The 14,385-nt window shown below is 71.5% G+C and carries 13 protein-coding genes; 10 read left to right on the top strand and 3 right to left on the bottom strand.

Annotated elements, in window-relative coordinates; translation table 11 throughout:
- Positions 1–6: 6 nt before the first annotated feature.
- Genes O7626_RS10495 through O7626_RS10485 form a run of 3 tightly spaced genes read right to left on the bottom strand, consistent with a single transcriptional unit; the run spans position 7 to position 2,061 of the window.
- Entirely contained in the window at positions 7–1,377 is a 1,371-nt protein-coding gene (locus O7626_RS10495) for a glycosyltransferase family 2 protein (protein ID WP_278060968.1), read from the bottom strand.
- The gene (locus O7626_RS10490) at positions 1,361–1,906 is read right to left on the bottom strand and encodes a hypothetical protein (RefSeq protein ID WP_278060967.1); all 546 of its coding nucleotides are present in this window, start codon (positions 1,904–1,906) and stop codon (positions 1,361–1,363) included. Before O7626_RS10490 ends, O7626_RS10495 begins: the two co-directional genes overlap by 17 nt.
- Before the next feature lie 11 nt (positions 1,907–1,917).
- Complete coding sequence (locus O7626_RS10485; protein ID WP_278060966.1) at positions 1,918–2,061, bottom strand: hypothetical protein; 144 nt, start codon at positions 2,059–2,061, stop codon at positions 1,918–1,920.
- A gap of 514 nt (positions 2,062–2,575) precedes the next feature.
- Here O7626_RS10485 and O7626_RS10480 point away from each other — a divergent pair.
- From O7626_RS10480 to O7626_RS10435, 10 genes are read left to right on the top strand one after another with little or no spacing between them, the layout of a single operon-like run.
- Entirely contained in the window at positions 2,576–3,454 is an 879-nt protein-coding gene (locus tag O7626_RS10480; protein ID WP_278060965.1) for a sugar transferase, read from the top strand.
- Entirely contained in the window at positions 3,447–5,006 is a 1,560-nt protein-coding gene (locus tag O7626_RS10475) for an oligosaccharide flippase family protein (protein ID WP_278060964.1), read from the top strand. The genes O7626_RS10480 and O7626_RS10475 overlap by 8 nt, the downstream gene beginning before the upstream one ends.
- Entirely contained in the window at positions 5,006–5,866 is an 861-nt protein-coding gene (locus tag O7626_RS10470) for a class I SAM-dependent methyltransferase (RefSeq protein ID WP_278060963.1), read from the top strand. The genes O7626_RS10475 and O7626_RS10470 overlap by 1 nt, the downstream gene beginning before the upstream one ends.
- Positions 5,863–6,720, top strand: a complete 858-nt coding sequence (locus O7626_RS10465; protein WP_278060962.1) for a class I SAM-dependent methyltransferase — start codon at positions 5,863–5,865, stop codon at positions 6,718–6,720. Before O7626_RS10470 ends, O7626_RS10465 begins: the two co-directional genes overlap by 4 nt.
- Positions 6,717–8,015 (top strand): glycosyltransferase, encoded by a 1,299-nt coding sequence (locus tag O7626_RS10460; protein WP_278060961.1) that lies wholly within the window; start codon positions 6,717–6,719, stop codon positions 8,013–8,015. Before O7626_RS10465 ends, O7626_RS10460 begins: the two co-directional genes overlap by 4 nt.
- Complete coding sequence (locus tag O7626_RS10455; protein ID WP_278060960.1) at positions 8,012–9,193, top strand: glycosyltransferase; 1,182 nt, start codon at positions 8,012–8,014, stop codon at positions 9,191–9,193. Before O7626_RS10460 ends, O7626_RS10455 begins: the two co-directional genes overlap by 4 nt.
- Positions 9,190–10,464: an O-antigen ligase family protein gene (locus O7626_RS10450; protein ID WP_278060959.1), complete on the top strand. Its 1,275-nt coding sequence runs from the start codon at positions 9,190–9,192 to the stop codon at positions 10,462–10,464. Before O7626_RS10455 ends, O7626_RS10450 begins: the two co-directional genes overlap by 4 nt.
- A complete protein-coding gene (locus O7626_RS10445; RefSeq protein ID WP_278060958.1) occupies positions 10,461–11,480 on the top strand; it encodes a glycosyltransferase family 2 protein in 1,020 nt (339 codons plus the stop codon). Before O7626_RS10450 ends, O7626_RS10445 begins: the two co-directional genes overlap by 4 nt.
- A complete protein-coding gene (locus tag O7626_RS10440; RefSeq protein WP_278060957.1) occupies positions 11,468–12,694 on the top strand; it encodes a glycosyltransferase in 1,227 nt (408 codons plus the stop codon). The genes O7626_RS10445 and O7626_RS10440 overlap by 13 nt, the downstream gene beginning before the upstream one ends.
- The gene (locus O7626_RS10435) at positions 12,691–14,355 is read left to right on the top strand and encodes a hypothetical protein (protein WP_278060956.1); all 1,665 of its coding nucleotides are present in this window, start codon (positions 12,691–12,693) and stop codon (positions 14,353–14,355) included. The genes O7626_RS10440 and O7626_RS10435 overlap by 4 nt, the downstream gene beginning before the upstream one ends.
- Positions 14,356–14,385 lie beyond the last annotated feature (30 nt).

Genomic DNA, 14,385 nt, shown 5'->3' with positions numbered 1-14,385 from the left:
GGGCGGTCAGTGGTGTGGCGGCGCGACCCGACGGGTGAGTGCGGCGCGCACGGCGTCTCGGGATCGTGCGGTCTTGTGCCAGTCGGACCGGGCGCCGACGAGCCGGAAGAAGGCCCACCACACGGCCACGCACTGGACGTAGCTGTTCAGCCAGTGGCCGAGGCCCAGGCCGAGCGCGGCCGGGATACTCAGGCTGCGGTCACAGCGGTGCCGGTAGATCAGGCCCCAGGTGGCGAACGGCAGGATGCCGAAGACCACGATCAGTGGCACCACGCCCCATCCCCCGTGCCTCCACCAGCCGGCGAGACTGTCGGGCGCCTGACCGACGTAGTAGCCGAGCACGGCGAAGCAGCCGAGATAGACGAGGGTGCCGACAAGCTGGGTCCAGGGCGCGGCGAGGAAGTACGCGATCTCCGCCGCCCCGGTGTTGCGGATGTGCCGCGAGGTGAGGACGGCCCAGGTGTACCGGGCGCACTGCATGGAACCCTGCGCCCACCGGGTGCGCTGCCGGACCAGCCGCCGGAGCTTGGTCAGCGCCTCCTGTGCCACCCAGGTCTCCGGACAGTATTCGGTGCGTCCGCCGACGAGCAGGACGTGCAACCCCAGCTCGAAGTCCTCGAGCAGAGCGCCGTGCCAGGGCGTACCGTGTCGGTCCGCGATCCTGTCGAGCATGGCGAGCCGGGTGAACTGCCCGTTGCCCCCCATGCCGACGCTGCCGGTATGCCGCCGCAACTCCTGCATGGCGGCGATCGGGCCGCGGAACTCCATGTCCTGCAACCGGATCAGCAGTTGGCTCCAGGGCCGACGGGCGACCCGGGACCGGGTCCGGCCGCAGTTAAGCATCCGTACTTCTATCTGGATTGCGGAGACACCGGATCGACCGAAGTAGCGCCGGCCGGCGAGGGCCGCCAGGCAACGTGGATCGAGACGACTGTCCGCGTCGACCACCCCGACGATGATCCGGTCCCGGTCGGCGTCCGCCGGTGTCGCGGAACGGATCGCCCGCCAGCCGGCGTTGAGCGCCGCCCCCTTGCCCTGCCGGGCCTCCGGCAGTCGGCGGTGCACTACCCGTATCCGGGGATCCGCCGCGAGTTGGTCGAGCAGTTCGCCCGTCCCGTCGGTGGACGCGTCGTCGACGCACCAGACGGTCGCCTCGGGGAAGGTGCGGCGCAGCGCGCGTACGGTCTCCACGACCACCGTCGCCTCGTCCCGGCAGGGCACCAGGAGATGCCAGGTGTAGGAGGACGGGTCGCCGTCCGAGGCGGTGCGCGGCCTCAGGAAGATCACCATGATCCCGATGACGTACGCGCAGAAGGTCACGCAGAGCAGGAACGCCAGCGTGTTCAGCACCTCCAGTGCGCTAAGCTGCAGCGACATGGGCCGCTCCCCGGAAGGTCCGTCCCCGGGTGAGGATCGTGACGAACAGGATCGTGCCGGCCACCACGCCGAGCGTGGTGATCACCGATCCGATCAGGATGTGGCTGCGTTCGTAACCCGTTTCAAATCCCCACAGCCGCATCGAGACGACCACGGCGGCGAGTCGTAGCTGGTTGACCGCGGTCAGGACGGCCGCGGTGAGCGCGCAGCAGACCGTGGCCCGCAGCAGGCCGACCCGTCCCAGGAACACCAGCAGGGCGGTGAGGGCGACCGGCGGGATCAGCAGCAGGCCGACAGAGCAACCGAGGGTCACCATGAACCCGACGAGGCGCCGATCGAGTGGAAACACCACAGTGGAGTACGTCGACCGCGCCTCGGCCAGTCCCAACAGGCTGACGAAGCGGGCGCTCAGCCACGCCTCGGCACCCGCGATGGCGCCCAGATTCGCGGCAACCGCACCGGCTGCCGCAGCGCCCACGGCGACGCCCAGTACGGGTCGCAGCCAGCCGACCCGCCTGGTCCGTCGCACGTGGGCACCACTCACCGGGTCCTCTTCTGCATGACGAGCAACACCATCGCGGTGCCCAGGATCAGCAGGCCCAGGCCGGCCAGCAGCCAGGACTGCAACGCCACGCCGGTCACGGCGAGTCCGCCGCCGGTGGGCGGTCCCTTCGGTCCGTACATGACCATCTCCCCCGTATCACTCTCGGTCCGGTCAGCGAGAACAGTAGGGGACCAAACGCCATGGACATGGTGATTTCTGCCTAAATCGTACAAGCGAGGCATCTTCCGCCTATCACCGGCGAAATCCCTTCATGTCATAGTCAGGCTCCTTGATGTTCTGGGCCCGGTTGGAGCGAATGGGGCTTGTTTCCTGATTCGGACCCTCTGCGACGATAGTCCCTTTAGAGTATGTCGAACCATGTAGTGAACATGTAGAGCGCCTCGGATTCGCCGACCCGCCCGGAAAGTCGCCACCACGTTGAGCATCGAGCAGCCGCACCTCGCCCAGGTCAGGGCGCCGTACGTCGCTGTACCGGCGACGCGTCCACGGCCCCGGACCGGTAGTGGCCGGCACCGGACCGACGCGCAGTACCGGGTCGACCCACGTGCGGGACGGCAGCAGGGCCGACACCGGCACGACCGGCGGAACGTCCCAACCGGACGACGACCCGCGCCTTTCCGTCGAGGCGTCCGGGTGCTGGTGCTCGAACCGCCCGATGGCGACCGCACCCCGGACGGTCTGGCCGACGAGTTCGAGGTGGCCGCCCGGCTGCCGCTGACGCCACGGATGGAGCAGCTCGACGAGGCGCTGCGGCACTGGCGGCCGAGACTGCTGCTCTGCAAGCTCCGCCTGGACCAGCTCGACGAACGGCTGGTGGCGGTATGCCTGGCGCGCAACGTCGACATCCTCGTCCTCGCCCACCCCGTCTACGGGCTGCTCCAACCCGCCCGGCTTCGGCGCTTCGGCGGACTGCCCTGGCTGCGCCTGCGACCCGCCCGCTCCGGCGAGCAACGGATCAAGCGCACCCTCGACCTGACTGTGACGCTGCTCGGCATGCCGCTGCTGATCCCGCTGCTGCTGCTCATAACGGTCGCGGCGGGCCTGGGCGGTCCGCCGCTCTACGTCCAGGAACGGGTGGGCGCGGGTGGCCGCCGGTTCCGGATGGTCAAGTTCCGCACCATGCACCCCGACGCGGAGCGCGACACCGGACCGGCACTCGCCGGCGTCGACGACGACCGGGTCACCCGAGTCGGCCGGCTACTGCGTCGGTTCCGCCTGGACGAGTTGCCGCAACTGTGGAACGTCCTCCGGGGCGACATGAGTCTGGTGGGGCCACGCCCGGAACGGCCGGAGTTCGTGGCCAGCTTCCGGGATTTGCCGCACTACGAACTCCGGCACTCGATCCGCCCGGGCCTGACCGGTATCGCCCAGCTCACCGGCGGGTATGCCGCCACGGTCGAGGACAAGCTCCGCTGTGACCTGCTCTATCTGCACTGCCGGTCGCTGCGGCTGGACCTCCTGCTGGTCCTACTGACGATCGCCGAGCTGTTTCGGGGGTTCCCCCGTGGCTGACCGCGCGACCGGCGGAGACGGCCGGCTGACCCGCAACTCCGCCGCCATGGTCACCGCCCGATTCACCGTGGCGGTGGCGGGGCTGACCACCCTGCCGATGCTGTACGACCGGCTCGGCGCCGCCGAGTTCGGGATCTGGGTGCTGCTCGGTGGCGTGGTCGGCGCCCTCGCCCTGGTCGACCTGGGGCTCGGCTCCGCTCTCGTCCGGCAGGTCGCCCGCACCGTGGCCGGCCAGCCGGACCGGATGACCCGGGCCGTGCTCGGGGTGGGTCTGCTCTGGGGAGTGACTCTCTGGCTGCTCGCCTCCGCCGGAACCGTCGCGGCCTGGTCCTCGCTGGCCCGGATGGTGCAGCTCGGCGACCTCGCCGCCGAGGCTCGCGACGCGCTGCTCATCCTGCTCCTCGGGCTGCTCTGCGACGGCGCGGCCCTGCCGTGGCGGGCCGTGCTCGAGGGCGCCCAGCACTACACCACACTGGCCTGGGTGACCGCCGGCACCGCCGTGCTCGGTGCCGTGCTCGCGGTGATGGTCGTCCGGCTCGGCGGCGGGCTCTCCGCCCTGGCCGCCTCCACCGCGGCGGTCGGCGCGGTGCGGACCACGCTTGTGGTGACCGCCGCCCGGCACCGGTACCGGCGACTCACCCCGAGCCTGCGCGGCCTGCGTCGGGCGGGGCTGCGCGACCTGTTCAACTACGGCCTACGGGTGCAGGTGACCAACGCGGCCGGGGCGGTCAACCTCGAACTGGACCGGTTCGTCCTCGGCGGCGTCGCCGGACCCACCGTGGCCGGGGCGTTCGAGCTCGGCAGTCGGCTGCTCAACATGTTCCGGTTGCCACCCGCGATCGTCCTGATGGCCATGTTCCCGATGGCGGTGTCCCGGACGGCCGCCGAGGGGCGGATCTGGCTCGACCGGTTCCACCTCGTCACCACCCGGTACCTCACCGCGTTCGCCGCCGTCGGTACCGCGCTGCTGGTGGTCTCCGCCGAGCCGCTCATCCGGCTCTGGCTGGGCCAACCCGTATGGTGGGCCACCGCCAGCATCGTCGTCCTCGCCCCGAGCTACGCGCTGAACCTGATCGCCGGCGCCACCGCGATCGTGCTGCGGGTGGAGAACCAGCCGGGCCGAGAGACCGGGTACGCACTGCTGTCGGTCGTCCTCAACCTCGCGCTGACCTGGCCGCTGTGGCGGCTGTTCGGGCCGCTGGGCGTACCACTGGCCACCTCGTGCGGAATCGCGGTCGGCACCGTCTACTTCGTCGTGCGCTTCCACCGCAGCACCGGTCGACCGATCGCCCCGACGCTGGCCGCCGTCCGGCCGGCTGCGAGCGCCGCGATCCTGGCCGGCCTCGGCGGCACCGTCGCCGCCCGATTCCTGCCCGACGGGCCGGGACGGCTCGACGCGGCGCTGGCCGTTCTGACCCGCTCCGGGGTGGTACTGCTGGTCGCGCTGGGTGTGCTGGTCGGCGCCGGGTTCTTCTCCGCTCAGGACCGGGCGAGGCTCCGCCGGCTGACGCGTCGCCCCCGGCCGGTCTCCCCGATGCGGGAGGCGGCCTGATGACCGTGCCGACCGATCTGCGCCGCTGCCTGGTGTGTGGCGGGGCGGGTGAGGAACACACCCGGCTCGACGGCAACCTACGCCGCTGCCCGTCCTGCACCTTCGCCTGGACCGCCCACCCCCTCCCACCCACCACCGAGCTGTACGACGAGTCCTACTTCACCGGCGACGGCTACGAGGACTACTACCTCCCCCGCCCCCGCCGCTACGAATCAGCCCGCCGCCTGCGCTGGCTCCAACACACCACCCGAACACACCAACCCACCACCCTCATCGAAGCCGGCAGCGCCGGCGGCTACTTCATCAAAGCCGCCCAACACGCCGGCATCACCGCCCACGGCATCGAAATCTCCGCACACGCCGCCCGACACGCCCGCGACCACCTCGGCGTCCCCGTCCACCACGGCCACTTCGAAACATTCACCCCACCCCACCGAGTCGACGCCGTCTGCGCCTTCCACGTCCTCGAACACGTCGAAAACCCCCGACAGTTCCTCCACGCCGCCCACCGCATGCTCAACCCCCGAGGCTGGCTCGCCCTCGAAGTCCCCAACATCGCCTCCGCCGCCGCCACCCGACTCGGCACCAACTGGCCCGGACTCCAGTTCCGGTACCACCGCTGGCACTTCACCCCCGACTCACTCCTCCGACTCGTCACCACCACCGGATACGACGTCGTCACCTGCGACACCGCCGTCTTCCGCTACTACATGCCGGCCGGCTACCGCCTCCGGCACGCCCGCAGACTCGTGCCGCCCGACTGGCTGGACACCCGGTCGTTGCGGTTGACCCAGCCCCGGCTGGGCGACCTGCTCCGACTCGTCGCCCGGGTACGTGAGCCCCGGAGGGAGAGATCGTGACCATCCAACTGGAGAAGTACACCTGTCTGGTGTGTGGCGGGGCGGGTGAGGAACACACCCGGCTCGACGGCAACCTACGCCGCTGCCCGTCCTGCACCTTCGCCTGGACCGCCCACCCCCTCCCACCCACCACCGAGCTGTACGACGAGTCCTACTTCACCGGCGACGGCTACGAGGACTACTACCTCCCCCGCCCCCGCCGCTACGAATCAGCCCGCCGCCTGCGCTGGCTCCAACACACCACCCGAACACACCAACCCACCACCCTCATCGAAGCCGGCAGCGCCGGCGGCTACTTCATCAAAGCCGCCCAACACGCCGGCATCACCGCCCACGGCATCGAAATCTCCGCACACGCCGCCCGACACGCCCGCGACCACCTCGGCGTCCCCGTCCACCACGGCCACTTCGAAACATTCACCCCACCCCACCGAGTCGACGCCGTCTGCGCCTTCCACGTCCTCGAACACGTCGAAAACCCCCGACAGTTCCTCCACGCCGCCCACCGCATGCTCAACCCCCGAGGCTGGCTCGCCCTCGAAGTCCCCAACATCGCCTCCGCCGCCGCCACCCGACTCGGCACCAACTGGCCCCATCTCCAGTTCCGGTACCACCGCTGGCACTTCACCCCCGACTCACTCCTCCGACTCGTCACCACCACCGGATACGACGTCGTCACCTGCGACACGGTCTTCTCCCGCTTCTACTGGCGGCCGTGGGGACGGCTGCGGCACGCCCGGGACCTGCTGGTCGCCGACTGGGCCGCCGCCGGGTCACCCCTGGTACGGCATCCCCGGCTCGGTGACGCGTTGCGTCTGGTGGCCCGTAGGCATGAGGGGGGGTGGCCAACATGACCGTGCCGGTCGTCTCGGTGCTACTGATCAGTTGGAACACCCGCGAGGAGACCCGTCGCTGCCTCGACTCGCTGCGCGTGGCGACCGCCGGCCTGCCGTACGAGGTCGTCGCGGTCGACAACGCCTCCACCGACGGCTCCGCCGAACTGCTCGCCGTCGACCCCCGGGTACGCCTGGTCCGGAACCCGCGCAACGTCGGTTTCGCGGCCGCGGTGAACCAGGCGTACCGGCAGGCGGTCGGCGAGCTGGTCCTCCTGCTCAACAGCGACGTCCGGTTCCATCCCGGCGCGCTGGACACCATGGTGGAGTTCCTGCGACTGCGACCGGACGCCGCAGGGGTCAGCCCGCTGTACCTGAACCCCGACGGCAGCTTCCAGCAGCACTACGTCCAGTTGCCGACGTTCCCGGCCGCGCTCACCCTGTTCACCGCGCTCCGCCGAGTCCCCGGCTTCCGGTCCGCACTGCACCGCTTCGAGCTGCGCGGCTCGGACTTCTCCCGACCCCGGAAACTCGCCTCGGGTAGCTGCATGCTGGTCCGGCGCACCATCCTGGAGCCGGACCGGATCTTCGACGAGCGCTTTCCGATCTACTGGAACGACGCGGTACTGACCCGTACGCTCCAGGCCGCCGGACACCAGCTCTGGATGATCCCGCACGCCGTCGTCACCCACACCCGTGGCGCCTCCTGCCGTCTGCTGGGCACCGCGTCCCGGTTCCGGCACCTGATCGGCGGTCTGGTGGGTTACCTGCGGCTGACCCAGCCCGGCTACCGCGTCGGCGTGTTCCGGCTGGTCCTGGTCGCCGACCACCTGGTTAAGCGGCTCTGTCGGCGGCAGACCATGCTGGGCTGGCGCGACCTGACCGCGGCACTGCGTGGCGACGTCGGGCCGCTGCCCGACGGCGACCTGCGGGACTGGACGATCCTCTCCGCGGACGGCTCGTGGGCGGCCGAGCACTATTTCCAGACGGTGCTGGGCGCTCGGTTCGACGACCTCCGGGTGCTGCTGGTCGACCCACCGAACCCGGCCCTGGCCCGGAGGCTGCGGGTCCGGTTCGACGGCGCGGTGTGGCGGGCCAGCCCGCCCGCCCTGGTGCCCTTCGCCGGCCGGCTTCCCGTGGTGCGGGCGCTCAACGGCTGGCACGCGGCCCGGCTGCTGCGCCGCTGGCTGGACGACCGGCCCGGGGCCCGGGTGTTGCGCCTCGACGAAACCAGCCGTTACCTGGTCGGGCGGCTCAACGAGGACGAGCTGGTGCCGGTCGGGCACCGGCCCGCCCGTCCCGAGGTCCTGCTGTGACCGACACCGGGCTCGCCGCCCCGACCCGCCGGGAGGCATCCGCCACCCCGGCAGCCGGGGCCCACGAGCGCGCCCCCGACTGGGTGCTGATGTTCAGTGGCAGTCCCTGGCGGGTCTCGGCACACCGGCAGCACGCGCTGGCCCGACAACTCGCCACCGACCGGCGGGTGGTCTTCGTCGACCCGCCCGGTAACACGCCCCGTTGGCGGTGGTCGGTACGTCAGGTCGACCACTCGCTGTGGCACGCGCTGCCGCCGGTTATCCTCCCGTTCGGTCGGCAGCTGCCGGCGGTGAACCGGCTGAACCGGCGGCTCACCGCACTGCGGCTGGCCCGCTGGCTGGCCGGCTGGCCCGGAACCCGGATCGTCTGGCTGGACGAGGACCTGGCCTGGCCGGTCTGCCGCCGACTCGACGCCACCGCCGTGATCTACGACGCCACCGACCTGGATTGGACGTTCACCCGGCGGTGGAACCGCGGCCACCTCCGCCGCGCACTGCGGTGCGCGGTCTCCGCCGCCGACCTGGTGCTCGCCTCCTCGAGCGCGCTTCCCGCGCGGCTTCCGGATGCCCGCCGGTCGCCGGTGCTCCTGGCCAACGGCTGCGATCCTGAGCTGTTCACCCCCGACGGGCCGGTCGCACCGGCACTGGCCGGGCTACCCCGGCCGATCCTCGGCTATCTGGGCACGATCGACACCCGGGCCCTCGACGGCGAGCTGGTCGCCGCACTGGCTGCCGCACGTCCGGAATGGACAGTGCTGCTGGTCGGCCCGTCGACCCGGGCCGGCCTGGCGCCGTTGCGCGGGCTGCCGAACGTGCGGCTGTGGCCGGCCGTGCCCTTCGCCGAGGCACCCGACCTGGTCCGAGGCTTCGACGTGGGGATCATCCCGTACCGGATCGGCGGACTCATAGACTACGTCCACCCGAAGAAGTGCTACGAATTCCTGGCCACCGGTCGACCGGTGGTGGCGACTCGCCTACCAGCGCTGCGGGAACTGTCCGCCCCGGTGCGGCTCGCGGCGACCGCGGCGCGGTTCGTCGCCGCGGTGGAAGAGGAGTTGGCCACCGCCTGGTGTCCCCGCGCGATCGCGGAGCGTCGGGCTGCCGCCGTGCCACACAGCTGGGATTCCCGGGGCGCCCTGTTGCGTGACCTGGTCACCGAAGTGGCGTACCAGCGATGATCCGGACCTGGAGTTGGTCGATGCTGGCGGCGGCCGTCGCCGGAGTCGCCGCCGCCGTTCCGGCCGCGATTCTTCCCGCCGGCCTCGGCGTCGCGGTCGCCGGCACCGTGCTCTGCGGCCTCGCCTTCCTCCTCTGGCCCTGGGCGGTCCTGCCGGTCGGGATCATCGGCGGTTCGATCGCCAGTGGGTTGCTCAATGTCACGGACGTCCGGATGTTCGTGGTCATGCACACCCTGCCGCTGGTGGCCGGCTGCACGGCGCTTGTCGTACGCCACCTGGCCGGATGGAGACCGGACCGGAGCCCACAGTGGCGCAGCAGCAGCATCGCCATGGCCGCTCTGGGGGTCGGCATCGGCGTCGCCGCCGTGTACGGCCTGGCGATGGGACATCTACCGTGGAACGTGCTGGTGGCGACGTACCAGGTAGCGGTTGTCCCGGCGTACTTCTTCCTGGCTCTGCACACTCTGCGCACACGGAGCTGGCTACGCGCCGCTGCCCTACTCTACCTCGTTCCCGTGGCAGTGCTGACCACGATCGAGCTGGCCACTCCGGGACGGCACGGCGGACTGCTCTCCGCGCTGGCCATACCGCCGCTGATGGTGCTCGCCGGACGGGCTCGCGGCTGGTACCGCGCCGGGTTGGTGCTGTTGGCCGCGGTCTTCCTGGCCGACGTGGCGCTCGCCTCCTACCGGGGGGTCTGGTTGGCCGTCGGCCTGGCCATCCTGATCATGCTGGTTCGGGGTGGTCCGGTGGTCCGGCGCGGGCTGCTGGTCACGGTCGCCGGAGCCGTCCTGCTCCTCGGCGTGCTCACGCTGCACTCGGGCGTCCGCGAGCGGTCCGCCGCGGTGGCGACGGCCTTCGAACGCGACGCCGGACACCGGGGGCCGGAGTCCGCCGTCGGTCTGGAGACCTTCGCGACGCGGCCACTTGTCGGTGCGGGTCTCGGCCAGTCCACCCAGCAGGTGTACGTCAAGGGGTTCACCGTGACCGACGTCGGCCCCGTCTACCACGCGTTCTGGGTGATGATTCTGGCCAACCTCGGCCTGGTCGGGCTTTTCGCCGTGCTGTGGCCGGTACTGCGCACGCTGCGCGCGGGCCTGACGCAGCACAACGGAATCGCCCTGGCATTCGCGGCACTGACCTGTGGATTCCTCGGCGCCGCGTTCTTCGCCGGGCCGACCGACGGGCACTGGGAACTCGGACTGCTGCCGGCGTTGACGGTGATCGCGCGCCAGACCGGCAGGAGATCGAGGGTGCTGGAGGCACAATGACGCACGCGAACCTGTGCCCCTCGTCCGGCCGGCCCGGAGCGCCGGCCGGACCGCCACCGCTGGCCGCGACCGCAGTGGTGGTGACCCACAACTCGGCGCGGCACGTCACGGAGGCGGTGGCGCCGCTGCTGCGAGCAGGTCTCCGCGTCCGGGTCGTGGACAACAACTCCACGGACCACACCGTCGCGCTGCTCACCGAGCGCTTTCCCGACGTGACCGTGATCGCCAACCAGCGCAACGCCGGTTTCGCGGCCGCGGTCAACCAGGGACTGGCCGGCTGCACCGACGACGTTCTACTTGTGGTCAACCCGGACTGCGTGCTGCCCGCGCCGGCCGCCCGGGAACTCGTCGTACACCTACGTGCGCGTCCGGACGTGGGGATCGTCGGGCCGCGACTCGTCGACGCGCACGGCCGGCCGGCGATCAGCGCCCACCCGTTCGAGACCCTGACCAGCGTGGTGCTCTCCCGGTTCGGCGGCAGCCTGGTGCCGGTGGCGGTACGCCGACTCCTCGCCGGGGTGCGCCGCAGGGCGGCGTACGACGCCTGTCGTGTCCCGTCCGCCCCGGTGAGCGTCGACTGGCTCTCCGGCGCCTGTCTCGCGATCCGCCGCCACCTGTTCGACCGGATCGGCGGGCTGGACGAGGGCTATTTCATGTACTACGAGGACGAGGAGCTCTGTCTCCAGGCCCGCCGGCTCGGCGCGGACGTGGTGCTGCTGCCCACCGCCACAGCGCGACACACCGGCGGCGGCAGCAGCGCCGACCCAGGCTGGATCTGGCCACACCTCTACCGGAGCATGCTGCGGTTCTTTGCCCGGCACCGACGCTCGAGGTACCACGCCCTCCGGCTGGTGATCCTGCTCCGGGCCCTGCTCGGAGTCGCACTGGCGGTCGTCCGGCTGGCTGTCTCACCGCGCCCGGGTCTGGCCCGGTTGCGCGCCTGGACCACGATCACCCGGCTCGCGGCCACCGCCACGAAGCCCCCGCCGGAAGGAAGCTCCGGATGCATGTCCTGATCACGGCGGTGGGCCACCGCACGGAGCACTGGACCGACCTGTTCGCCCTGCTGGCCGACCGACCGGAGCTGACGCTCACGGTGGTCGTGGCCGACGTGTCGGCGCAGACCGACCGGACGCTGCGCACCCTGGCCCGCCAGCGGCCAGGGTTGCACTACCGGCGGCTGCCGCACCTACTCGGCGAGGGCCTCACCGGTCACATGGCATCGGTGCTGTTCCGGCCCTACGAGCTGCACCGGGCGGTGCCCCGCCGCCCCGACGTGCTGCACATCATCGGCGAGGCCGCCTACCTCAGCACCTGGCAGGTGCTCCGGATGCGCCGCGAGCGTTGGCCGGGTCTACCGACCACCCTCTACGCCGCGCAGAACATCGTGATGCGCTTCCCCACGCCGTTCCCCCAGCTCGAACGGCGGGCGTTCGACGCCGTCTCGCACGCCTTTCCGATCACCCCGGCAGCCCTCGGCGTGCTGCGGGCCAAGGGTTACCACGGACCGGCCACCTTCGTGCCGCTCGGCGTGGATCGTGCCCGGTTCACCCCCGCCCAGGCGCCACCCCGGGCACGGCCGTTCACGGTCGGCTTCGTCGGCCGGCTCGAACCACACAAGGGAATCGTGGACCTACTGCGCGCTGCCGAGCTCGCCGACGTCGACCTGCTGGCCGTTGGCCGGGGCAGCCTCGCCCACCAGCTGACCAACGCGACGGCGGAACGCCCGGGACGGGTACGGCTGCACGACTGGGTGGACCACGACCGGCTGCCGGAGCTGTTGCGGCGGATGGACGTACTGGTGCTTCCCTCGACGGAGGTCGTCCAGCGCAACGTGCTGCCGTGGGTCGGCATACCGCTGCGGGAGCAGTTCGGCCGGGTACTCGTCGAGGCGATGGCCTGCGGGGTGCCGGTTGTCGGCAGCGACGTGGGCGAGATTCCCTACATCATCGGGCCGGCCGGGCTGACCTGTCCGGCCGGCGACGCGCCGGCGCTGGCCCAGCGGTTGATCCGATTGCGGGACGACGTCACGCTGCGCGACCGGCTCCGGCGACTCGGGTTGCGTCGGGCGTCGGAGTTCGGTTGGGACCGGGCAGCCGACATCATGTGCGAGATCTGGCAGCGGTCGCCGCAACGGGACCGCGGCAACGACCGGGTGGGGCATTCCGCGTCGCGGCCAGCGATGGCAGGCACGTCCGGGGCCGACGCCGAAGGGGCGGAAAGACGATGACGATCCACAAGCGCCTGCACGCACTTGTCCGAGGCGGACGGCACCGCAGGATGTTTCCGATACTGGCCCTGCTTGCCGGAGTGGCGGGCGCACACTCCGTGACCCTGATGGCGCCGCGGTCGTACGAGGCGGTGGCCTCGGTGATGGTGGTGCCGCAGCGGTCCGACAACGGTGGCGTCACCGGGATCACCGTCGCCCAGAACCTGGCGCCCACGGTCGCCCGACTGGCCGAGTCCCGGCAGGTCGCTGCCGCGACAGCGACGGTGCTCGGGCTCGCCGAGGACTCGGTGGCGGGACGGGTACACGGCGCGTCGGAGCCCGGCCTCCAGATCGTGACCATCCGGGCCGCGGCCGACACCGGCCCCCGGGCTGCGGCCATAGCCAACGCGGTCACCGATGCCCTCAGCAGCGAGGTCGGTCAGCTGCGTATCGGTGGCGAGTCCCCGGTCAGCGCCGAACCGCTGGACCGGGCCGCGCCGCCGCGTACCCCGCAGACCCCGAAACCGCTGCTCAATCTGGCGCTCGGCGGCATCGCCGGACTGCTCGCGGGGCTTGCTCTGGCCTCGGTGGGCCAACGTTTCGACAACCGTCTGCGGCGCCTCGACCAGATCGAGAAGTGCCTCCGGCTTCCAGTCGTCGGCGCCCTGCCCCCGTTGCCGCGTCGGCCATCCACGCAGGCCATCCCGTTGTACGACCGACCCGAGGTCGCCGCTGCCGTCGATGCCACCGTGGCCGCGGTGAGCGTGCTGACCGCCACGTCGTCGAGCTGTCGGATCCTCGTCGCGGGAATTCGGGACACCGCCTCGGTCGACCTGGTCGCCGGGTTGCTGGCCCTCGGTCTCGCCCGACACCGCAAGCCGGTGACGCTTGTCGAGAGCCGGACCAGTCAGCCCACCCTGGCAAAGGTCTTTCCCGGCTCCGAGCGTTGCACGCTGCAACAGGTGATCGCTGGGGATCGGGTGCCGCAGCCGGTGTCGGGCGTCGCCTCGCTCGCCGTCGTCCCGGCGGACCCGATCGGCCGCTCGTTCGGCGCGCAGCCGCCGGGCACCGCACAGGTCGGCATCCTACTGGACCAGCTCGCGGGCCGGTCCGGCGTGGTCGTGAGCACCGCCGGGCCGCTGCTCGCCGGCGTCGACCTCGCACTGCTCGCCCAGCACGCCGACACCGTTCTGCTTGTCGTGCACGCCGACCGGACTCGCGAGGGTGAGGCCAGTCGGGCAGCCCTGCTACTGCGCAGGCTCGACGTACCGCTGTTGGGACTGGTGGTCGTCGGCGGGGCGAACGAGCTGGACGCTCCCGTCTCGGCGGCCTGGCCGGCCGCACGGTCAGGGCGCCGGCGACCGCACCGCGGCCTGCCGGACATCGCCGTGCCGGCGGCTCCGATCCCGGCAGCAACCTCCGCTGCGGCTCCGATCCCGGCAGCAACCTCCGCCGCGGCTGCCGGCCATCCGTACCCGCCCAGCGGAGCGCGGACCCTCTCCACGCCGCGACAAGACCGTCCGGCCGAGGTGCCGCGGCCGGTCCCCGAACCCGGGCCGCTTACCGATTCGCCGCCGGCAAGCCACCTGCCAAGGGCCGAGCCGGAGCAGGTGCCGAGTTCTGACCTGGAGCCGCCGATCCTGGCCCGGTTCCGGGCAGCCCTGCAACGGGAGGGCATCTGAGCTGGCGCACCGTCGGTGACGCCGTCCGCC

It is taken from the genome of Micromonospora sp. WMMD1102 (assembly GCF_029626265.1).
Taxonomy (GTDB): Bacteria; Actinomycetota; Actinomycetes; order Mycobacteriales; family Micromonosporaceae; genus Plantactinospora.
Note: the sequence above shows the minus strand (reverse complement) of the source record. Positions and strands in the feature narration are given on the sequence as shown.